The organism is Micromonospora sp. C97 (assembly GCF_018070385.1).
Taxonomy (GTDB): domain Bacteria; phylum Actinomycetota; class Actinomycetes; order Mycobacteriales; family Micromonosporaceae; genus Micromonospora; species Micromonospora parva.
The window spans coordinates 534,247-558,165 of record NZ_JAGPXU010000001.1 but is presented as its reverse complement, the minus strand read 5'-3'; the positions used below and the strand labels follow the sequence as shown (position 1 = coordinate 558,165).

General features: G+C 70.5%; 6 protein-coding genes. 3 read left to right on the top strand and 3 right to left on the bottom strand.

The window, feature by feature from the left end:
- Positions 1 to 4 precede the first annotated feature (4 nt).
- Entirely contained in the window at positions 5 to 9,349 is a 9,345-nt protein-coding gene (locus tag KBX26_RS02375) for a neuraminidase-like domain-containing protein (RefSeq protein ID WP_210864582.1), read from the top strand.
- Between the two features lie 9 nt (positions 9,350 to 9,358).
- Positions 9,359 to 17,005, top strand: a complete 7,647-nt coding sequence (locus KBX26_RS02370; RefSeq protein ID WP_210864581.1) for a SpvB/TcaC N-terminal domain-containing protein — start codon at positions 9,359 to 9,361, stop codon at positions 17,003 to 17,005.
- A 196-nt stretch (positions 17,006 to 17,201) separates the two neighbouring features.
- Here KBX26_RS02370 and KBX26_RS02365 read toward each other — a convergent pair whose 3' ends face one another.
- A complete protein-coding gene (locus KBX26_RS02365; protein WP_210864580.1) occupies positions 17,202 to 17,714 on the bottom strand; it encodes a hypothetical protein in 513 nt (170 codons plus the stop codon).
- Between the two features lie 506 nt (positions 17,715 to 18,220).
- Here KBX26_RS02365 and KBX26_RS02360 point away from each other — a divergent pair.
- A complete protein-coding gene (locus KBX26_RS02360; RefSeq protein WP_210864579.1) occupies positions 18,221 to 19,975 on the top strand; it encodes a family 43 glycosylhydrolase in 1,755 nt (584 codons plus the stop codon).
- Positions 19,976 to 20,074: 99 nt separating this feature from the next.
- Here the strand turns inward: KBX26_RS02360 and KBX26_RS02355 are convergent, their stop codons facing one another.
- Positions 20,075 to 22,933 (bottom strand): immunoglobulin-like domain-containing protein, encoded by a 2,859-nt coding sequence (locus KBX26_RS02355; RefSeq protein ID WP_210864578.1) that lies wholly within the window; start codon positions 22,931 to 22,933, stop codon positions 20,075 to 20,077.
- Positions 22,934 to 23,243: 310 nt separating this feature from the next.
- Positions 23,244 to 23,918: a TetR/AcrR family transcriptional regulator gene (locus KBX26_RS02350; protein ID WP_036411170.1), complete on the bottom strand. Its 675-nt coding sequence runs from the start codon at positions 23,916 to 23,918 to the stop codon at positions 23,244 to 23,246.
- Position 23,919: the final 1 nt, after the last annotated feature.

Genomic DNA, 23,919 nt, shown 5'->3' with positions numbered 1-23,919 from the left:
GCTCATGACCAGCCCGTTGGGCTCGCGGCGGCACCGCCCCAGCGATGATGTCCGGCGGCTGCACGCCGCGTTGCTGCGGATGCCCGTCGACATCGCCACCGACGAACTCGTCGACGCCCGGTACGGGCCGACCACCCGCCGCGGGGTGGCCGAACTCCAACGGGCGCACAAGCTGCCGGTGACCGGCGTTGTGGACGGGGCGACCCGGGACGTGGTGCAGATGGTGCTGGCCGAGCCGCCGTCCCGGTTCGTGGTGGTGGGCCGGGTGCGTTGGGCCGACGGGCGACCGGCGAACGCGCTGACGGTCGGCGCGTTCGACCGGGACCTGCGGCACGCCGAGCAACTCGGCGAGGCGAGCACCGGGGACGACGGGCTGTATCGCGTCGACTATTCGCGCGACCAGTTCACCCGCTCCGAGAAGCAGTCCGCTGACCTGTTCGTCCGGGTGTCCGCAGGCGATCGTGTCCTGTCCGACCCGCCGCTGAGCGCGGTGCTGTTCAACGCCCCCGAGCTGGCCGTGCTCACTGTGGATCTGTCCGGGGGTGGGGAGCGGGAACGCAGTGAGTACGAGCGGATCCTCGCCACGATCGTCCCGTTGCTCGGCGAGGTGCCGTTGTCCGAGCTGCGGCAGGACGACGAGGCCGAGGACGTGACGTTCCTGGCCGCCGAGACCGGACTGCCCGCGACGGCGCTGGCGCACTTCGGGGTGGCGCAGAAGCTGGCGGCGTCGTACAAGCTGCCGGCGATGTTCGGCTACGCGCTGCTCGCCGAGCGGACGCTGTTGACCGCGAGTCGTACCGGCGCCGCGCTGGCCCGGTTCGACGTCGATCTGAACACCGAGCTGCGGCCGCTGTACTACGACATCGCTCTGCTCGACGAGGACACCGTCCGCAACGCCGTCGCCGACGCCGTGCGCCACCGGTACGTTCCCAAGGACGTGCTCGGCGAGCTGGACCGGATCCTCGAGATGCTGGCCCGGGTGCGGTTGGAGGCCGAGGAGTACGTCGCGCAGGAACGGCCGAAGGTGTTGTACGGGCGGGTGGAGCGGTTCCTCGTCGACGGGGCGCACGAGCGGGTGCAGAGTCTCCTCGCCACCGACGCCGCCGGTGACCTGCCCGGGCTGATCGCCCGGCTGGCCGACGCGGCGGTGTTTCTCGACCGGTCGGTCGCCGAGGCGGCCGGCGCGGCGAGCGTGCTGGCCGACGTGTTGGGCTACGACGAGACGATCGTCGACCGGGTCCGCCACCGCGAGGGGATCGAGCGGGCGGCTGACGTACGCCGGCTGGCCCGGCTGGCCCCGGCGGACTGGCGCCGGGTGTTGGGGGACAGCACCGCTGATGTCCGGGTCGCCGGTCAGCCGGTCCGGCCGGAGCTGATCGACCTGCACGCCGGCGCGCTGGCCCGCAAGCTGGAGCGGCGCTATCCCACCACTGCCTTCACCGCGCAGCTCGAACGCGATGCGGGCGCCACGGTCGGGACGGCAGCCGACGCCGACCCGGCAGCCGACGCCGCGGGCGGGCGGGCCGACGGCAGCGACGAGCGGGCCAGCGTGGCTGAGCGCGCCTTCGGTGGGCACCGGGACGTGGTGCTCGAACTGCTCACCGCGAACCCGGATTTCGACCTCGCGACCGGCAACGTGGAGCGGCTGCTGCGCGACCACCCGGAGCGGCTGCGCACCGGGCGACCGGCGCTCAAGGCCGCACAGCGGATCTTCAAGCTGGCGCCGACGTACCGGCAGACCACGGCGTTGCTGGGGGCCAACGTGCCGTCGGCGGCCCGGATCCACGCCCTCGGCGAGACCCGGTTCGTGGCCACCGCCGTGGACACCGGCCGGTTCACCGACGAGCAGGCCCGGTCGGTGTACCGCCGGGCGGTGGACGTGCATGTGGCGAGCGGGCTGCTGGCCGGCGAACTCCAGAGCGCGGCGCGGGCGCTGCCGGTCCAGGCGTTGGGTGGTTCGGCGGCTCCGGACCTCACCCCGGTCAGCGCCGACTTTCCCAACCTGGCCAGCCTGTTCCGGCTCGCCGACTCCAGCTACTGCGAACCGTGCCGCAGTGTGCACAGCGCCGCCGCGTACCTGGTGGACGTCCTTCAGTTCCTCGGCAACCGGCTGGTCACCGACGCCGACACGCCGGGTCCGGCTACCAAGGTCGCCCGGGACGTGTTGTACGGCCGCCGGCCGGACCTCGGTGACCTGGATCTGAGCTGTGACAACACCGACCTCCCGCTGCCCTACCTGGACGTGGTGTGTGAGCTGCTGGAGGAGGCGGTGGCGCCGGACGCCGGTCTGGCGTTCGCCGGCCCGCTGAGCGGCGGCGTCGAGCCGGTGGAGGCGCCGTCGCCCGGGCTGCTGAGCCTGTTGCAGGGCCAGGGTTGGCCGTTCACCGATCGGTCCCTGGTGTATGAGCCGGACCTGGCCGGGGCCCGCGTGGTACGGGACACCGGCGTGGTGGCCAAGGCGACCCCGGACGGATCCGGTGGGTGGTTGGTGCGCCGACTGCGCCAGAGCACCGGCACCGCGGCGGAGTTGGCGGCCGCGCCGCAGTACGTGAACGGTGCCGCCTACACAGTGCTGGCCGGCAGCCGGTACGCGTTCGCCCTGCCGTTCGACCTGGCGCACGAGGAGACCCGCAGCTACTTCGCCCAGTTCGAGATCCCCCGGGCCGATCTGATGCGGGCGCTGCGGCGGCCGATCGGCCCGAGCGACGAGGCCATCGCGGCCGAGGAACTGGGGATCAGCGAAGCGCAGCGGAACCTGGTGGTGAATGCCGACCCGGGTGCGCAGGACGACATCTGGAACACCGCGCCGCTCGGCGCTCTGGGCGGCATCGCCCGGGTGGACAATTTCCTTCCTCGGGCGCGCCTGGACTATCGGGAGCTGACCGAACTGCTGGCGTTGGCCTGGGTCAATCCCGGGAACGTCATGTTCGTCAAGCACCTGGACACCGGGTCCGATCTCAGCGCGAAGCGGATCCAGCAGCTCACCGACGCGCGCCTGGACCGGATCCACCGGTTCCTGCGCCTGCTGCGCGCGCCGGCCTGCACCGGCTGGACGCCGCAGCTGCTGGACCGGGCGATCCGGGCCGACGCGCTGGGCGGTGGCGCCCTGGACGACGACTTCCTGGTCACGGTGGCGGCGCTGCACCGGCTGGCGGCGCGGCTCGGGCTGCCGTTGCCAGTGGTGGTCGACCTGTTCGCGCCGCTGGACGAGTCGCGCTACGCCGAGGTGTTCCGCAACGCGGCCAACGGCCCGGTCCTCGCGGCGTTCGAGCCGGCCAACGTGCTCGCCAACGAGCAGGCGGAGCTGACCACACCCGGCTCGGGTGCTCCGCTGTCGGCGCACGAGGCGTACCTGGCGACCTGCCTGGGTGCCACGACGGCGGACACCGCGCTGCTGGTGGCCGACCTGCCCGCCCCGGCGATCGTCAGCAACGCCAACCTGCACGCGGTGTACGCCGGCACGCTGCTGGCCCGGGCGCTGGGGCTCACCGCCGCCGAGTACCTGATCATGAAGGATCTGATCGGGTCGGATCCGCTCACCGCACCGGCCACCGCGCTGGTCTTCGTCGAGCGGTTCGACGCCGCCCGGGCCGGCACCGGCATCCGCCCGGCGGATCTGCGCTACCTGCTCCGGCACGAAGCCGACGACCTGGCCGTGCGGGACCTGCCGGACGAGACGTTGACGGCGGTGCTCACCGGGTTGCAGGCCGCCTACCAGAGCGCGTACGCGAGCACCCGGCCCGCTGTCGACCCGGCGGCGCCGCCAGAGGAGAACCTGCCGGGGATGCGGGCCCTGCTGGCCACCGTGCCCGGAATGACCGAGGCGGACCTGGCCGGCTTCGTGTCCGTCGTGGACGGCAGTTGGACCGATGCGGCGGTTACCCCGGCGCAGTTCGTCGACGCGAAGCTCGCCGCCCTGGTGGACACCACACCGATAACGGCGGCGATCGTGGCCAACCCCACCGAGGCCCAGCAGACCACGCTGCTGCTGGCCATCACCACGGCGCTGTCCAGCTACGCGTACACCCGTACCAAGCAGGAGCTGGCGACGACGGCGGTGGCCGACACCTTCGGGTTCTCGGCGGACGCCGCCACCACGGTGCTGGCCGGTGCGGAGCTGACCCGGCCGCTGCTCGCGGTCCTCACCGACGACGCGCTGGTGGACCTGGTGAACGAGCCGCCGGTGCCGCCGGCGGTCACCCCGGCCGGGTTCGACGAGCAGTACCGGGCCCTGCGCCTGCTGCACGTGCTGAGCCGGCTCGTCGACCACCTGACGGTGCCCGACGCCGACCTCGGTTGGCTGCTGACGAACGCCGCGCCGCTCGGCTGGCTGGCCCCGGACCGGGTGCCGTACCAGACCGGCCGGCCACCGGCCCCGTTGGCCGACTGGATCCGGTTGGCCGCCGGGGTCGAGCTGGCCCGTGCCTACCCGCCGGTGGCGAACCCGCTGGACGCGGCCGCGCCGTGGACGGTGTACGGGCTGTTCGACCTGGTCCTGGCGGCCGGCACCACCGCCGCGCAGGTCCACACCCATCTGGCGCAGCTCGGTGGTTGGGACGTCACCACGCTGGCCGACCTGGACACCCACCTCGAACTGTCGGCGGCGAACCTCACCGCGTACCGGTCGCCGGTGACGGTCCAGCGGTTGGCCGAGGCGCTCACAGTGCTACGCCGGCTGGGCCTGCCGGTAGCGGCGGCGGTGCCGCTGGGCCAGCCGGTCACCACCGCGGCGGGCGTGGCCACCATGCGGCAGGCCCTGAAGGCGCGGTACGCCGAGGCCGAGTGGCTCGGGGTGCTCCAAGGTGTGCAGGACCGGCTGCGGGTGGCCAAGCGCGACGCGCTGGTCGCGTACCTGCTGGCCGAGAACCCGGCGCTGCGCGACACCAACGACCTGTACGACAACTTCCTCATCGACGTCGAGATGGGCGCCTGCATGGCGACGTCGCGCATCGTGCAGGCGCACGCCACAGTGCAACTGTTCGTGCAGCGCTGCCTGTTGGGACTGGAACCGGACAGCGTCGCGGCGGTCACCGAGGACCCGGGTTGGGAGCAGTGGGACTGGATGGCCAACTACCGGGTGTGGGAGGCCAACCGGAAGATCTTCCTGTACCCGGAGAACTGGATCCAACCGGAGCTGCGCGACGACAAGTCGGAGTTGTTCAGCGAGCTGGACGACCAGTTGCAGCAGGACGAGCTGACCGACCTGGCGGTGGAGAACGCCACCATCGCGTACCTGGAGAAGCTGGACGACCTGGCGCACCTGGACGTGATGGCCTGCTACTACCAGCACGACAGGCATCTCCTGCACGTGTTCGCCCGCACCCGGGGCGGCGACCCGGCGGTGTACTACCACCGGCAGTTCGAGCGGGAGCGGTACTGGACGCCGTGGCGGCGGGTGCCGCTGGACATCGCGGGCGACCACCTGCTCGCCTTCGACCGCAACAGCCGGCTCACACTGGCCTGGCCGGTCTTCACCGAGGAGACGGACACCTCGCAGACCTCCCAGATTCCGGACCCGGACGGCATCCCGCCGGGCGGCACGGAGACGGATCGGCCGCGCCGGCGGTGGCGGATCCAGCTGGCCATCGGTGAGCGGGCACAGGACCGCTGGCAGCCGAAGAAGATCTCCAAGGATGCGCTGTACTACCCCGCCAGCGGCTACCAGGAGGACCTGCCCTCGGCGAACGAGTTCACCTGCTTCGCGTACGCGGCCGGGGAGGCCGGCCAGGCGATCAGCGTGCTCACCGGTGTCGAGTTCGTCGGCTCGTTCGCGCTGACCGGCTGCCGGGGCTATCCGGAGCCGATGCCGGGCGGCGGTTCCGGCAGCCTGCTGCTGTCACCGGTGTTCAAGGACACCAAGCTGCTGGCCGAACGGTTCACCGAGCTGGTCTCCCGGACGCAGAACGACCTGGCGATCAGCACTCCGCTGATGGGCGCGTACCAGACGTTGGTGGCGCAGACGCCCGGCCGGTTCCGGGTGACGTACCCCATGCAGATGTCGTTGCTCGACTGGATCATCATGCTGCTGGGGATCTGGCAGAACGCCCGGGGCATCCAGGACCGCCGGCCGGTGCTGCCACTGGGCACCCTGATGCCGTACTTCTACGGCGACTACGACCGCGGTTACGTGATCATCCCGGGCTTCTACGACCGGCGCGCCGAGGACCCGACGGACCGGATCGAGAAGACGTACAGCGACGTGGACCAGTTCGTCCGCGACGTGCTGGCGCTGCTCACCGAATACCTGCGCCGGTACGCCGAGGACCCGGCGCACGACCTCGCTGCCGCCGTGCAGGCGATGACCCAGGACGCCGAATACCACCGGCTGGTCGCCGAGTTCAAGGTCTACGACACCCTGTCGTACGGGGTGAAGTTCGCTAACTTCTACCACCCGCTGCTGTGTTTCCTCCGCGCCACCGTCTACCGCTCGGGTGTGTCGGCGTTGCTGAGCCGGAGCACCCAGCTCACCAACACGGGGTTCGACTTCGCCGCCACCTACCAGCCGCAGCCGGTGGTCGTGTCGCCGTACCCGGTGGAGGACCTGGACTTCGCCGCTGACGGCGCGTACGCGGGCTACAACTGGGAGCTGTTCTACCACCTGCCGTTCGACATCGCGATGCGGCTCAACCGGGACCAGCGCTTCGCCGAGGCGCGCAACTGGTTCCACCACATCTTCAACCCGGTCGGCACGGCCGACGGCGCCACGGCCCCACAGAAGTACTGGGTCACCAAGCCGTTCTTCCAGACCGGGGCGCCCGAGCTGATCAGCCAGCGGATCGGCGACATTCTCACGGCGATCGCGGCGGACCCGTCGGGGGCCAGCATCACCGACCTGAAGTTCGCTGTGGAGCAGTGGCGGGCTAAGCCGTTCAACCCGCACGTGGTGGCCCGCAGCCGGCCGGTCGCCTACCAGCTGGCCGTGGTGCTCGGTTACCTGAAGAACCTCGTCGACTGGGGTGACCAGTTGTTCCGGCAGTTCACCAGGGAGTCCGTCACCCAGGCCACCCAGCTGTACATCCTGGCCGACAAACTGCTCGGGCCGAAGCCGAGCGTGGTGCCGCCGCTGGTCACTCCGGCTCCGGCCACCGTCAACCAGCTTCAGGCCTCTGTGGACCTGTTCGGCAACGCGCTGCTGGACCTGGAGAACCTGATCCCCGACCTGGACCTGCTGCCGCACGGCGGGGCCGAGCTGCCCAGCCCACTGAGCTACTCGGCGCTGTACTTCTGCGTCCCGCCCAACGAGGAGATGCTCCGGCTGTGGGATCTGATCGCCGATCGGCTGTTCAAGATCCGCAACTGCCAGAACATCGACGGGGTGGAGAGCATGCTCGCCCTGTTCTCACCACCGATCGACCCGGGGGCACTGGTCCGGGCCGCCGCCGCCGGCATGTCCGTCTCGTCGTTCCTGGCCGGGCTCGGCGCACCACTGCCGAACTACCGCTTCCGGGTGCTGGCCCAGAAGGCCACCGAACTCGTCGGGTACGTCGGCGAGCTGGGCGGCGGGCTGCTCGCGGCCATGGAGAAGCGCGACGCCGAGCAACTCGCCCGGCTGCGCGCCGGCCAGGAGATCGCCCTGCTCGACGCGGTACGGGCGGTCAAGCTCGCCACCATCGCGGAGGCCGAGGGCAACGTCGCGGCCCTGGAACTGAGCCGCAAGGTGGTGGAGGAGCGGCAACGCTACTACGCCGGTCGGCCGTACATGAACGCCTGGGAGATCACCGCCACGGCGCTGTCGGGGGTGTCGCTGCTCGGCGAGGCCGCGATCGCGGTGGGCTACATCCTGTCCGGCGGGCTGAAGCTGATACCTGACTTCACCACCGGCGGTGCCGGCTTCGGTGGCTCACCCACAGTGACCCTGACCATCGGCGGGGACAAGGTCGGCGCCGCCGCCGACTCGGCCGTGATGACCCTGGAGGCGATCGCCCGGGCGCTGGACAAGGCCGCCGGGATGGCCGCCAACCAGGGTGGCTACCGCCGCCGGATGGACGACTGGGAACACCAGGCGGCGCTGGCCGGCCTGGAACTGACCCAGCTCGACCAGCAGATCCTCACCGGGCGGCTGCACGTGGCCATGCTCACCGACGAGTTGGCAGCGCACGACCGGGAAGCCGACAACGCCCGGGCCACCGAGGAGTACCTGCGCGGCAAGTACACGAACACTGAGCTGTACCAGTGGATGGTGAGCCGGGCCAGCTCGGTCTACTTCGGGGCGTACCAGCTCGCCTTCGACGTGGCGAAGAAGGCCGAGCGGTGCTTCGCGCACGAGTTGGGCAGCGAGGCCACGTTCCTGCAACCCGGCTACTGGGACAGCCTGCGCAAGGGGCTGACCGTGGCCGACGCGCTGCGCCACGACCTGAAGCGGATGGAGGTGGCCTACCTCGACCGGCACAGCCGCGAGCGCGAGCTGACCCGGCACGTCTCGCTGGCACAGCTCGACCCGGCGGCGCTGATCGAGCTGCGGGCCACCGGCAGTTGCCTGATCAACGTGCCGGAGGCGCTGTTCGACCTGGACCACCCGGGGCACTACTTCCGCCGGCTGCGTACGGTCAGCCTGTCCATCCCGTGCGTGGCCGGCCCGTACACCCCCGTCACCGCGAAGCTGTCCCTGATCGCCAACCGGTACCGGACCGGCACCGCGGCCCGGCAGGGCGCCACCAGCGCCAAGGACAAGTACACCGAGGTGCCCGGCGACGACCGGTTCGCGTACAACGTGGGCGGGATCGAGTCGATCGCCACCAGCAGCGGCCTCAGCGACAGCGGCATGTTCGAGCTGAACTTCGCCGACGACCGCTACCTGCCGTTCGAGGGCAAGGGCGCGGTTGGCACCTGGCGGCTGGAACTGCCGACGGCGGTCCGCCAGTTCGACTACGACACCATCAGCGACATCATCCTGCACCTGCGGTACACCGCCCGCGACGGCGGCTCGACACTGCGCGGCCTGGTCGAGGACTCCCTACGAGAGGTGCTCAACGAGATGCTGGTCGACGCCGGCCGGACGGGCCTGTACCAGGCCTACAGCCTGCGCCACCAGTTCCCGGACGAATGGTGGCAGCTCACCCAGCAACAGAGCACCGAACTGACCATCGGCCCGGAGCACCTGCCGTACCTGGCCCGCGATCACCAGCCGGTGGTGGACCAGGTGACCTGGTACGCGCGGGTGGACGGTGATCCCGGGACGTACGACCTCACGGTGGCCGGTGACCCGGTGACGTTGAACCGGGACGCTGACCTGCACCAGTGTGTGGGCCAGTCCGATCCGCTGGTGCTCGGTGCCCCGGTCACGCTGGCGGCCGACCCGGACGGCCTCACCGACCTGGTCCTCCTGTTGCACTACCGGCTCGACGGCTGAGGGGGAGTGGTGACGACCAGCTATCCGGTCGGCGGCGGATCGTGGGGGCCGGGGCCCGGCTCCCGGTGGCGCGGCTCCGCCGACCCGACCGGCGCGGGCGCTCCCGACGCGGCGGGTGGGGCGTTCGGGCCGGGCGGGCCGACGGCCGACGCGGCCGGCACCGGCACGCCGCCGGCCGGTCAGGGCGCGGCCGGGCCAGGGCTCGGCGGACCGGCGATCAGCCTGCCCACCGGCGGCGGCGCGATCCGGGCCATCGGCGAGACGTTCGCCGCCCACCCGGTCACCGGGACCGGCGGCATGTCGGTGCCCATCCCGGTCAGCGGCAGCCGGTCCGGGTGCCAACCCGACCTGACGCTCAGCTACGACTCGGGCGCCGGGAACGGCCCGTTCGGCCTCGGCTGGCAGCTGCCCGTGCCGGCCATCAGCCGGCGCACCGACCGCGGCCTGCCCCGCTACGACGACACCGACACCTTCCTGCTGTCCGGCGAGGACGACCTCATCCCGGTGCCCGGCGGCACCCCGGTCGCCGGGCACACGGTGCAGCGGTTCCGGCCGAGGACCGAGGGGGCGTTCGCCCGGATCGAGCGGTGGACCCGGGACTCCGACGGTGACGTGCACTGGCGCACAGTGTCCGGGGCGAACCTGCTGGCCGTGTACGGCCGCGACGGCGACTCCCGGATCGGCCGGGGCGCGAAGGTGCACACCTGGCTGCTCTGCGAGACCCGGGACGACCGGGGCAACGCCATCACCTACACCTACAAGGCCGAGGACGCCGTCGGCCTGGACCTGGACCGGCCGCACGAACGGCACCGCACCGACCGGCACACCAACCGCTACCTCAAGTCGGTGCGCTACGGCAACGCGGTGCCGCTGCTGGACGCCGACGGTCGACGCCCGGTGGACCTGACGCCGGCCCAGATCGCCGACGCCGGCTGGTTGTTCGAGGTGGTGTTCGACTACGGCGAGCACGACCCCGACGACCCGCGCCCGGCTGACACCGGGGACTGGACCTGCCGGCCGGACCCGTTCTCCACCTATCGCCCGGGATTCGAGGTCCGCACCTACCGGCTGTGCCGCCGGATCCTGATGTTCCACCACTTCCCTGACGAGCCGGAGGTGGGAGCGGACTGCCTGGTCCGCGCGGTGGAGCTGGAATACGCCACCGGGCCGGTGCTGTCCACCCTGGTCGAGGTGACGCAGCGCGGCTACTCCCCGGCCGCCGACGGCGGGCACACCAGCGCCGCACTGCCCCCGGTGACCTTCGAGTACATCCCGGCCACCATCGCACCGACCACCCGGGAACTGGACCGGGACAGCCTGGCGAACCTGCCGGCCGGCGTGGACGGGCGCACCGAGCTGTGGGTGGACCTGGACGGGGAAGGACTCGCCGGGGTGCTGACCGGGCACGAGGGTGCCCTCTACTACCGGCCGAATCTCGGCGCCGGCCGGATCGGCCCGGTCGCCGCGCTGCCCACCGTGCCGTCGCTGACCGACCTGGCCGGCGGACGCCAGCAACTGGTCGACGTGAACGGGGACGGGCGGATCGAGCTGGTCCAACTCGGCACCGTCCCGGCGGGCTTCGTCCGCCGCACCGACGACGCCGGCTGGTCCGATCTGCAACCGTTCCGCGAGCTGCCCGCCGTCGACTGGGCCAGCCCCGACCTGCTGCTGCTGGACCTCACCGGGGACGGCCGGCCCGACCTGCTGCTCACCGGGGACACCGTGCTGACGTGGCACGAGTCGCTGGCCGAGGTGGGGTACGGCCCGGCGCGACCCGCGCTCTGGCCCGCCGACGAGGATCGTGGCCCACGGCTGCTGCGCTCCGACGACCGGCAGAGCGTCTTCCTCGCCGACATGTCCGGCGACGGCCTCACCGACCTGGTCCGGGTCCGCGACGGATCCGTCTGCTACTGGCCCAACGTCGGCTACGGCCGATTCGGCGCCAAGGTCGAGATGGACGACGCGCCGTGGTTCACCGGGCAGGACGAGTTCGACCCCGCCCGGGTGCTCCTCACCGACGTGGACGGCACCGGCATGATGGACCTGTGCTACCTGGGCCGATGGGAGATCCGGCTCTGGTACAACCAGTCCGGTAACAGCTGGTCCGCCCCGGTCGACCTGCCCGACCTGCCGCATGTCACGCCCGACTCGACGGTGACGGTGACCGACCTGCTGGGCACCGGCACCGGCTGCCTGGTCTGGTCGTCGCCGCTGCCCGGCGACGCCTCCGGTCCGGTGCGTTATCTGGACCTGGCCGCCGACGGCAAGCCCCACCTGCTCACCCGGGTGGTGAACAACCTGGGCGGCGAAACCATCATCCGGTACGCCGCTTCCACCGCCTTCCAACTGGCCGACCGGCGAAACGGCCAACCGTGGGTCACCCGGCTGCCGTTCCCGGTGCAGGTCGTCGAGCAGGTGGAACAGGTCGACCGGATCGCCGGGACCCGGCTGGTCACCGGCTACCGCTACCACCACGGGCACTACGACGGCGACGAGCGGGAGTTCGCCGGCTTCGGCATGGTCGAGCAGATCGACGGCGAGTCGTTCGTGGACCACGTGCTGGGCGTCGAGGCGGTCGACGGGAATCAGGACACCTCGCCCGAGCTGTTCCAGCCACCGGTCACCACGAAGACCTGGTACCACACCGGCGCCCCGGTCGACCTGTCCGCCGAGTGGTACGCCGGCCGGCACCTGCCCACTGTGGCGCTGCCGGTCGGAGTCTCCGCCGCGGAGCTGCGGGAGAGCCGGCGGGCGCTGCGCGGCCTGCCGCTGCGGCAGGAGGTGTACTCGTACGACGGCAGTGCCGCGCAGGAACACCCGTACGGGGTGGTCGAGCAGACGTATGAGGTGCAGCGGCTGGACGCGCGGGTGTTCGTCGCCGTCGAACGGGAGGCGGTCAGCCTCTCCTACGACCGGGAGCCGGATGAGCCCCGGATCAGCCACCGGCTCAACCTGGTCCTCGGCCCGTACGGCTCCGTCGTGCAGGCCGCCGCGGTGGTCTACGGCCGCACCACTCCCGACCCGGACCTGCCCGCCGAGGTGACCGTCGAGCAGCGGCGCCGTCACGTCACGTACGGCGAGCAGAGCTACACCCCGGACATCGACGAAACGATGCCCGTGCCGGCGTACCGGCTCCGCACCGCGTATGAGGCGGTCGGCCACGAACTGACCGGGCTGGCCCCGGCCGGCCCGCTGTTCACCCGGGCCGAACTGCTCGCCGGATTCGCCGCGGCCACCCCCATCGGGTACGAGGTGGTGGCCGACGGGGTCAGCGCGCAGCGGCGGTTGCTGTCCCGGTCACAGGTGCGGTTCCGGGACAACGCGTTGGCGCCGCTGCCGGCCGGGCAGTGGGACAGCCTGGGGCTGGGACACCAGACGTACCAGCTCGCCTTCACGCCGGCCGCGCTGGCTGCCGGCTACGGCACGGCAGTCACCGGCGCGGACCTGGCCGCCGCCGGATACGTGCAGCTCGACGGTGGCCCGGACTGGTGGATTCCCTCGGGCGAGCTGCGCTATCCCGCCGACCCGGCCGCGCACTTCTACCTGTCCAACGGGGCCCGGGACGCGCTCGGCCTGGCGACGGCGGTCACCTTCGACGACTATCACCTGCTCACCGAGCGGGTGACCATCGACCAGGCGGCCTGGTCGGTCACCACCGCCGTCAACGACTACCGGGTGCTGGGCCCGAGCCTCGTCACCGACCCGAACGGGCAGCGCCGCGCGGTGCGCTACGACGAGCTGGGCCGGGTGGTGGCCTCGGCGCTGCTCGGCCGGCCCGGCGCCGGGGACGGTGACACGCTCGACGATCCGACGTTGACGTTCACCTACGACCCGTTCAACTGGATGGTCAACGGCCAGCCCGCGTACAGCCGGGGCCTGCACCGGGAACGGCACGGCCCGACCAACACGCGCTGGCTGGAGAGCTACGAGTACAGCACCGGCACCGGTGGGGTGGCGATCACCAAGTCGCGGGTGCATCCCGGCAGGGCCCTCGAGGTGGGGGAGGACGGGGTGCCCGTCGAGGTGGACGCCGACCCACGCTGGGTCGGCACCGGCCGCACGGTGGTCAACAACAAGGGCAACCCGGTGAAGCGGTACCAGCCCTACTTCAGCACCACCCACGAGTACGAGGACGCGGCGGCGCTGCGCGAGATCGGCGCCACCGCGATCCGCTACTACGACCCGCTGGGTCGGGCCGTGCTGACCCGGTATCCGGACGGAACCCTCAGCCGGGTCGAGTCCACTGCCTGGTCGCACCGGTTGTTCGACGCCAACGACACGGTGCTCGACAGCCAGTGGTACGCCGAGCGGGGCAGCCCTGCCGTCTCCGATCCGGAACCGGCCGACCCGGCCGTCCGCGCCGCGTGGCTCGCCGCCGCGCACGCCGACACGCCGTCCGTTGTCCACTTCGACAGCCTGGGTCGGGCCGTCTACTCGGTGGCCGACCGGGGAGCCGGCCAGCGCTTCGGCGTACGCACCACCGGAGACCTCACCGGCCGGTCCTCGGACGGGTACGACGCGCTGGGTCGGCACATCGCCAGCGCGGCCACCGCCATGCACGGCGCGGGGGTGCGCTCGTGGAGCGCGGAGAAGGGCGAGCGGTGGGTGTTCCAGGATGTGCTCGGCGGGGTGCGCCGGATCTGGGACGAGCACGGTCGGACGTTCCGCACCACGTACGACGCCCTGCACCGACCGGTGGGCGTGTACGTCCGGGAGTCCGCCGGCGCGGAGCGCTGCGTGCAGTACGTGGTCTTCGGCGACCGGCACCCGGACGCGGCGACGCTGGGCCTGCACGGCGTGCCCTACCTGGTGTTCGACCAGGCGGGCCAGGTGCGGGTCCCCGCTGTCGACTTCAAGGGCAACCCGCGGCGGGCCGAACGCAGGCTCGCCACCGATGACGTCGCGGGCCCGGACTGGTCGCCGGTTGCCGCCGCGCCCGACCACGCGGCGGTACTGGCCGCCGCGGCGCCGCTGCTGGAGAGCGAGGTCTTCGGCACCGCCGCCGAGTACGACGCGCTCAACCGTCCGACACTGGTCACCCTGCCCGACGCCACCGAGCTACGACCGGCCTACCTTGAGGGCGGCATGCTCGGCCGGCTGACCGCGCGGCTGCGTGGCCAGGGCGCGGAGGTGGAGTTCCTGTCCGAGCAGGACTACGACGCGCTGGGCCGGCGGCGGTTCGCCCGGCACGGCAACGGCCTGGTCACCGAATACTTCTACGACCCGATGACGTTCCGGTTGGAACGGCTGCTCACCGCCGGGGTACGCGACCTGCGCTACACGTACGACCCGGTGGGCAACGTGACCCGGGTGGCCGAGCCGGGCGCGCCCACCTTCTTCGGCAACGCGGCGGTGCCGGCCGCCAGCGACTACGCGTACGACCCGCTCTACCAGCTGGTCCGGGCGAGCGGGCGGGAGTTGGCCGGGGCGCCGAACGACGCGATCCGCGACCACACCGACGTGCCGCCGGCCGGCAGCCTCACCGATGCCGGCGCGGTACGCGCCTACACCGAGGAGTACGAGTACGACCCGCTCGGTAACCTCACCGTGCTCCGGCACCGGTTCCGGACGCAGGCCGGGGTGGGTGCCGGCTGGACCCGGCACCACCGGTACGCGTACCAGGACGACCCGGCCGACGCCACGAACCGACTGGCCGCCACGAGCGTCCCCGGTGACCCCGACGACGGCCCCTACTCGGCCGGGTACGCGCACGACGCCGTCGGCAACCTGACCGTCATGCCGCACCTGCCGGCGCTGGAGTGGAACGTCCGCGACCAGCTCAGCCGGGTCGACCTCGGCGGCGGCGGTGAGGCCCGGTTCGTCTACGCGGCGAGCGGGCAGCGGCTGCGCAAGATTGTGGACCGGCCGGGCAGCGTCCAACTGGAATGGATCTTCCTGGGCGCGGTCATCGTGTTCCGGCGGCGCAACCGGGTCACCGGCACCCTCCAGCACGAGCGCTGGACCACCACGATCGCCGACGACACCGGCCCGGTCGCCCAGGTGGACGTCAAAACCGTCGACGTCGGCGGCTTCGACCCGGCCAACCCGCTCGGCGTTCCGCTGATCCGCTACCAGCTCACCAACCACCTCGGCTCGGCCGCGCTGGAGACCGACGCGGCCGGGGTGATCATCTCCTACGAGGAGTACCACCCGTACGGCACTACCGCGTACCGGTACGGCCGGCCGGGCGTCGACCTCAGCCTGAAGCGGTACCGCTTCGGCGGGCACGAGGCGGACGACGAGACCGGCTTCTGCTATGCCGGGGCGCGGTACTACGTGCCGTGGCTGGGCCGGTGGGCGAGCACCGACCCGGGTGGCTTCGTCGACGGGGGCAACCTGTTCCGGTACTGCCGCAACAATCCGGTCGGGATGGCAGATCCGTCCGGATTCCGACCCGCCACCGTCATCGGGCCGGAAACCCACGACATCTCCATTTCGGAGCCGCACTTCACCGGGTCCGAGAACCCCACGGTGGAGGACTTCCGCCGCTATCTCAGCAGCCACGGCGCGACGCTCGATCCACGGATCAACAACAGCAACTCGGTCATCTACTACCAGCCCAACGTCACCCTCAACCTGGAGGGGGGCACCTGGTCCGAGCACCCGGGCGGCACCTGGGTGCTACACGCCGTACTTCCGCCTCCCGCGCCGCCGCGACCGAGGCCGACGCCGCCGCCTCCGCCGCCGGAGCCGCCACCGGCCGAGCCGCCACCACCCGCACCGGAGCCGCCACCCGAACCGCCGCCGGCCGACTCCGGCGGCGCGGCCCCGGCCGCACCCGGCGTCACCGGTGGCGCCGCCGCGCACACCGCGCCCGCAGCCGAGAAGTTCATCTGGAACTTCAAGTTCAAGGGCGGCCGGGGAACGTTCCGCGGCAACATCCTCGAATGGCTGTACGGCATGCCGTGGCGCGACAACACGGCGGACTTCGACCTGGAGACCGCGACCACCGTCAAGCAGATCAAGTCGACCGACGTGTACGGCAGGGCCGGTGACATCGCCCGGGAGGCGACCCGGGACGCGGACGCCGCGATCCAGGCCAACCCGAGCGGCACCATGGCCGGCAAGCGCTCTCAGGCCGTCATCATCACCGAGACCGACGCGCCGGCCAGCGTGGGAAACGCGATCCGCACGGCGACCAACCCGGGACGGGGACGGAAGATCCCGGCCACCGCCACGGCGCCGGAGCACGTGCGCGGACTGCCGGGCCGGACCGGCATGGCCGGCAAGGGGCTCAGCGTCCTCGGGTTCGGCCTGTCGGCGTTCGCCCTGTGGGGCGACTACCAGCAGGGCGACTGGGAGATGGGCGTCGGTGACGCGCTCGGCGCGGTCGGCGGTGGCCTGGAGTTGTACGCCATCGCCGTGCCGGGTGCCACGGTCGCCACCGTCAGCGCGATGACCGCTGGACTGGTGATCGGTGGCATCGGTCTGGCCGCCGTGTCGTACGTCAGCATGAACCGGGCGGCCGAGGCTGGCGACACCCCGGGGGTGGTGGCCGGCGCCGTCGGCATCGGCGCGGGTCTGGCCATCGCCGCTGGTGCCATCGGCGTCGCGGCCGGCAGCGTGGTGATCGCCCCGGTCGTGCTCGCGGTCGGCATCGTCGCCGCCATCGGTGTGGGGATCTTCCACGCCGGCCGCTACTTCGACTGGTGGTGACCGACGGCGCATACCGGCACGCGAGCGGTCGAGGGTCTACGCCCGGAACCGTCGCCTACGGGGCGGCGACGGTTCCGGGCACGACTTCGTGTCCGGCGGGAGTGCAGCCACCCGGCAGTGGCGGTGGCGGTAACGGACGCCGCCGGCCCTCGCGCGCAGGCGAGAGGGCCGGGCGGGCAATGGCTCCGGCCTCCAGCTATTTTTCGCAGCGCCCGCTGGCACGCCCTTCGGCGATGACCTTGTCCACGCCCTTGGCGTAGTCCGCCATCGACTCGGCGTCCGGCTGGTAACGCCACTGGCCGTCCACATACCGGACTTCGGACGAGCCGGCCGCGATCGACCGCTTGTAGTTCACGATCGCCGTGTCCGCGCCCTCCAGCCGGGATGTCGTGATCTCGAAGGTCAGGCCCGTGATGGTCTTGCATTCAGTGTGCAGCCGGGCGTACTCGTCGCGCGAAATCGCCGCCTTGCCCTCACTGGTCCACAGGTCCCACGCGCCCTTCCAGTCTCCAGCGGCGTACGTGTCGAACTCTCGCTGAGCTAGCGCCTTGGCAGCGTCTACCGTCTTCGGCTCGGCAGCAGGCTTCGTCTCAGCGACAGCCGCGCTGCTGGCGCTCGCTGTTGTCTGCTCGGGCTTGGTCTCGGTTCCACACGCGGCGGCAAGCAGGGCGACCCCGACAGCCGCGACAACGATGATGGTCTTACGCACCTTGTGATATCTCCTCAGTGGTAATGGCGATGCCGGTGACGCCAGGGCTGGTGGGGCTGCCGCCGTGAGGGCCGAAACCGTCACCACGCACCCGGGGCCGCCGATGATCATGACAGGTTGCTGCGACAGGTCGTCTCGTGCAGTACGTGGCGCAGGCGTCCGGGGAGATGGAGTCAACCCTCACAACAGCCCAAAGCCATGATCAGTCGAGCCGTGTGGCATTGACGTTCTTGACAGGCTCCAGATAGTACGGTTAACATCACCGAAACCTTGTTAGCGCTAACAGCTGCCCGTCGCTGATCCTCGCTCGCTGGGCGAGACCGAGCCCATGAACGTGCGCGCTGAGCGCCCAGCTGGTCGAGCGGACCCGCCTTCTCCCACCCTTCTTGCCTATTCGAAGGGTGCCTCACACCCAGCAACCGACCACGCGAAGTCGGTTGTCCGAAAAATCGGGCGACGGCCGTTTGTTGTTAGCGTTATCACGACCAGAAGGAAGGTGGGACCTGATGGTTATCGAGAGGGCCGCCGGGAAACGACGTCGAGGGTTGGCGGCAATTGGCCTCGCTCTCCTGGTGGGAATCGGGGTGGGTCAACTGGCACCGATCGTGCCGGCCGCGGCGGAGAAGCCCGCGCCGCCGGCACCGCCGGGCGTCGGACCGCAAACCCCGTCCGCCAAGGTGCCACTGGCCGGTGTCGACATGGCCCAGACGTACGTCAACCCGATCAATTTGCCGGGGATGGCGGTGCGCAACATCGTGGGGACGATGCCACCCACCGACGCGAACGTCGCGAACACGTCGCAGATCCCGGCCAGCTTGAACCTGGAGACGTGGACGGCAGCGTCCGGGCGGACGCTGGCGAGCCGATCCACAGTTGGCTTCAGCAGGATCTCGGAGAACTCCGCCCGCACCGGGGCGGACTGGTCCGCGCTGAACGTCGACGGGACCATCTATCTCTACGCGTCAGGTGCCATGCAGAACGCACCGAACAACAACCGCACCGTCTGGTCCACCACCGACTACCTCACGTGGACGCCCCACCAGATGAACCTGGGCCTGGTCGCGCCGACCGTCGTCCAGCTCGGCGACAAGTTCTACATGGCCGGCAACAACACGCCGGTCTATCAGGCCGACTCGCCCACCGGGCCGTGGACCAGCATGGGCAACTTCCTGCGCCCGACCGGCCAGACCCTGAGCGTCGGCGACGTGCAGTTCTTCCCGGACACCGACGGTCGGCTGTATCTGACGTACAACATCGGCTCACCGATCATGGGCGCCGAACTCGACCCGAACAATCCCCGCCAGCTCATCAGCGACCCGGTCGTGCTCTGGACCTTCGACCCGCGCCAGGAGTGGCAGCACATCGGTGACAACAAGGCCACCTACACACACGGGTACGTGGAGGGTTCGCAGCTGTTCAAGGTGAGGGACACCTACTACCTCTCGGTCGCGTCCGGTGGCACGGAGTTCACCACGTACGCGACCGGCGTGATGACCTCGGACAAACCGCTTTCCGGATTCAAGGTCACCCAGCAGAACCCGATCGGCTTCGGAAACAACCACCCGAGTGCGGTGTACCCGAACGCCGGGCACGGCAGCTTCGTCCTCGACAACTCCGGAAACCTGGTGTTCTTCTACACCTATGTCATCGCCTACGAGGAGTTCTTCGAGCGGCGACTGGGCATGGACGTCTGCACCGTGATTCCCGCCGGTCCGAAACGGGGAGCGATCGACTGCGAGTTGTCCAACACGCCGCAACTGGCCCCGGGGAAGAAAATCTCGGGCCGGGACGACGTCGGGCTCTACAACGTGGCCACCAACAGCCAGGCGTACTGGGCAAGCAGCTATGCCCCCGGGCGTAACCCGTACTACGGATCGGACCGTTCCCTCTCCACGTGGTGGGAGCCGGCGGACAGCGACACCGCGCCCACGTACATCAGGGGCTTCGGGACCGTCTTCCACATCTCCGCCGCGCAGATCCAGTGGAAGGAGCTCGGGCGCACGTTCACCAGTGACAACGCCGTGCGGTACACGCTGGAGTACAAGGACATCCCCACCAACACGTGGCGGCCCCTGGTCGACAGGAGCACGAACACCACCGCGTACACGGCTGACTACGTCACCTTCGACCGGGTGCTGACGAACGCGGTCAGGCTGAAGGTCCTGGGTACGACCGAGAACGTCAAGGTCGGCGTCCACGAACTCAACGTGTTCGGCGAGAACTACAACCTGGTCGTCTCGAAGGGCATGATCACTCCGTAGTCCGGCCGCGGGGTCGAGCACGAGGGGAGCGGGCGGGATCCACTGATCCCACCCGCTCCTTCCTGCGCCGCCCTTCAGCGGTGCGGGTTCCTGGGCTGGCTACCGCACCGTCAACTTCTGATAGTTACCGGCGTGGGGCTGGTAGGTCGGGTTGCCGGAGTAGGCGACGTGGACCCGGTACGACCCGCGCCGCAGACCAGCGGTCGGCAACTCGACGACGGCCTTACCGTCCACCAGCGGCACGACCTGCACGGTGCCGCCGAAGGTGACGGTGACCTCGCCGGTCGGGGTCGGAGCGTTCTTCTTGGGCCTGCCCGTCGGCCCCACGCTCACGTTCAGCGTGAACGTGTCCCCGCGGACAACCGACGCCGGCGTGGCCTTCGCGTGGACCTTGACGGCGGCCGTACCGGAAGGCACCTCGAACGACGCCGTACCCTCCGACGCCTTCAGGTAGTCGAAGCCCAGGTATTCGGCCTTGACCGTCCGGGCACCCGCAGGCAGACCCGTCGGCAGCGTGACAGTGGCCGCGCCGTCGCTCAGGTGGGCGAGCGTCGACCACGAGCCGACACTGAGCCGGACCTGGCCGCCGGTCTCGAACCCGTCGGCTGCCGTGACGGTCACGGTGGCCGTGGTCGCCTGGGCCCCGCTCGCGTACGGCTGGACGGCCACCTCGGTGGTGGTCGCGACGTCGCTGTTCGGGATCCCGCGGATGTCGTTCCACTCGCGCACGGTCAGCGGGATCACGGTGCCGTGACGCGGACGGACGACACCCGCGTTGGTCATCGTGATCGCCTTGGCGTTCCAGGTCGGCGCCTCGATGTTCTCGTGGCACGCGGCCTGGTACCCACCGCCGTTCGTGTACCGGTCACCCCAGAGGTAGAACTGGCCGGGGCAGGCGGTGTCACCGGGGTTGGCCTTGAAGATGACCGGTCCCTCGTACCCCTGGTTGGCGACCCACGTCGTGCGCCCGAGCGCCGGCGCGACCAACGTCCAGTTGTCGATGTTGCTGTCCAGGAAGTCGGTGTGCTTCTCCGAGAAGATGTCCGAGCCCTGGTTGCCGGCCTCGTTCTTGGTCACGCGGTAGTAGTTGTCGCCGACCCGGATCGCTGTCGTGTCGATCCGTGACAGCGGGGCCGGGTTCTGCCAGACCTGGGGAGCGGAGAACGTCTGGAAGTCCCGCGTCGTGGCGTACCACATCTGCGCGTTGCCCTGACCCGTGCGGTTCACCGGGTCGCTCCACAGCGACTGGGCCCAGAACACGACGTAGGCGCCGATCTCCTCCACCCACAGCGACTCCGGCGCGAAGGCGTTGCCCGCGTTGTCGGGCGCGACCTTCACGTGCCGCTGCGGGGTCCAGTTCACCAGGTCGTGCGACTCGAACACCTCGATGTACTGGGTGTCGTTGATGGCGTACCCGCCCTGGTCGTACCAGTTCAGGTCGGTAGCGATCATGTAGAACGTGTCGCCGTCGGGTGAGCGGACGATGTGCGGGTCACGAAGACCCTGGTCGCCCAGCTGGGAGATGAGTGACGGCCGACCCCCGGTCAGGCCGGTCCAGTCCAGCGCGGTGTTCCCGTTGGATGTCGCGAACATGATCTGCTCGCCGTCGGCGATCCCCTCACCCTTGAAGTACCCCATGAAGTACCGCTCGTACTCCTCGGAGCGCGGCATGGCGACGACGCGCACCGGGAACGACTTCGTCTGCGAGGCCGCGCCCTTGGTGATGGTCGCGGTCAGGGTGGCGGCAACATCCGCACGGCCGAAGGCCGGGCGGGTGACCGCACCCGTCGGGGTGACGAGGTCGGTGGTCGACCGCCAGGTGATCGTGGAGCCGAACTCGCCGCTGGCGGCAAGGTCGAGGTTCCCGCGTACGTCGTTGGTGGTGTTCAGGGCCAGGTCGAAGGTGTCACGGTCGACAGCCTGCGCATCGTCGAACTCGGCCTTCACCACGACGGGGATGTCCCGCGTGCCGACCTCCTGGGCGCCCTTGCGGACAGTCGCCGTGAGCGTGGCTGTCGCGTCCGGCTGTCCCTGCGCGGGTCGGGTGATCCTGCCGGTCACCGCCACCTTGCGGGCGCTGGCGACGGCCGGCGGGGTGTGGACCGCGACGACCGACGGGTCGGAGCTCGTCCACGTGATGGTCGAGCCCGCCACGGAGCCCACCTTCGGCAGCGTCATGTCACGGACGATCGCACTGGTCAGGCCAAGATCGATGGCGTCGGTGTCGGCGCGGACGCCGTCGGAGACGGTCCGCTGCGCGAGGGCGAGTGTCTCGTCGAGACTGACCGCCCGGTCGTACACCCGGAAGTCTCGGATCGTCCCGCGGAACGAATAGTGGCCCGACGTCTGCGAGCGACCCAGGAAATTGCAGTTCGTCCCCGCGGCGTTCACCGAGGGCGGCGTGGTCAGGTTCGTCGACGTCGCGTGCAGCACGCCGTCGAGGTAGAGCCTGCCGGTCCAACTCGTACCGGTCGGGTTCAGTGACTGGGTGAAGGTGACGTGCGTCCACGCTCCCTCCAGCATGCGGACCCGGTTCTGCTGGAGGTTCGCCGGACCCACCGCGACGCGGAACCGCTGGGTGTTCGACGCGAAGATCGAACCCTCGGCCCCGGTGTCAACGTCGCACGAGCCGGACTTGCGACCAAAACCCCACATCTGGTGCTCGCCGACGTTCGCCGGGTCAACCCAGACGTCATAGTCGACGGTGAGGTTGGACATGCCGGCGGTGATGTCGTTCGGCAGCTTCACGTACGCGCCGTCGAGGGCGCTCTCGTAGGAGCCGGGGTTGAACCTGACTCCCTCGCCGGTCAAGGTCGCCTTCTCGGGGTTCACCAGCGTGGCGTTCGCCACCGATCCCGCGCTACCCGAGTTGACCAACGTCGTCCCACTGGTCTCGTCGAGCGCGAAATGGTGCACCAGACCGTCGTCGAGTTGCTCCTCGGCAGCGTGTGCGGGCACCGCCGCGGACGAGACCGAGAGCAGCGCACCCAGTGCCAGGACCGCGACACCTCTACCTCTCCGACCCAACCCGAGACGTGGCCTTCGCTGTCGCAGTCTCAATGGACCCTCCTTGACCGGTGGATGGCTCCCTCTGATGTGGACGGGGGTTGTTAACGCTAACTACGCTGTGCTGCCGGGTCAACGCAGCACGTCGTGGCCCGGCCCCACGGACTGCGTGGTTTGACGGTGGGCACCCGGGGCGGCCTCACCCAGAGCGACGAGGAGACCCATCCCGCGCCGGAGACGACGGCCGAGGCCAGGGCAGTGGCTAACCGGCGGCCAGGCCGCCCTCGTCGCCGGGCTCCGCTGGCCCGCGCGACACCGGTGCGGGGGGCGCCAGCCGCGCCGCAGGCGGCAGCGGTGAGGCATCCGGGCTGGCGCGGAATGCCTGGATGGCGAGCGCGGCGAAGCGCCGGGAGGCGGCGACCCTGGCGGTCGGCGACGGCGCGTGGATACCGCTGTTGGCCATGAGTACGAGGATGACGTCGTCCAGGGCGAAGTCGGGGCGCAGACGGCCGGCTTCCTTGGCCCGGCGGGCCAGCTCGGCGATCGACCGGAGAGCGTATTCGCGGCGCGCGTCGAAATCCACGGCATTGGGAAACGTCGAGATCAAAGCCGCGGTGAAACCCCCATCGCGTGCGTTCAGTTCACACATCTTCTCAATGACAAGACAGAAACCGTGCCACGGATCCGGATCGGCGAGACCTTCGTCGACGACGGCGCGGCAGGCGTACATCTGCTCTGCGAAGGCCTCGGTGACCAACATCTCCTTGGTCGGGAACCTGCGGTACAGGGTGGCCGGCGCCACTCCGGCATGCCGTGCGACCTCCCGCATCGGCACGTCCAGACCCGCAACGGCGAAGACCGCGCGGGCGGCGTCGAGGATGCGCTCCCGGTTGTCCAGCGCGTCGGAGCGAAGGGTGTGAGACAAATGGGCGGTCACT

Bases quoted from the DNA above. Each gene is read 5' to 3' on its own strand.
- KBX26_RS02375 (WP_210864582.1), top strand. From the start codon at position 5: ATGACCAGCCCGTTGGGCTCGCGGCGGCACCGCCCCAGCGATGATGTC.
- KBX26_RS02360 (WP_210864579.1), top strand. From the start codon at position 18,221: ATGGTTATCGAGAGGGCCGCCGGGAAACGACGTCGAGGGTTGGCGGCA.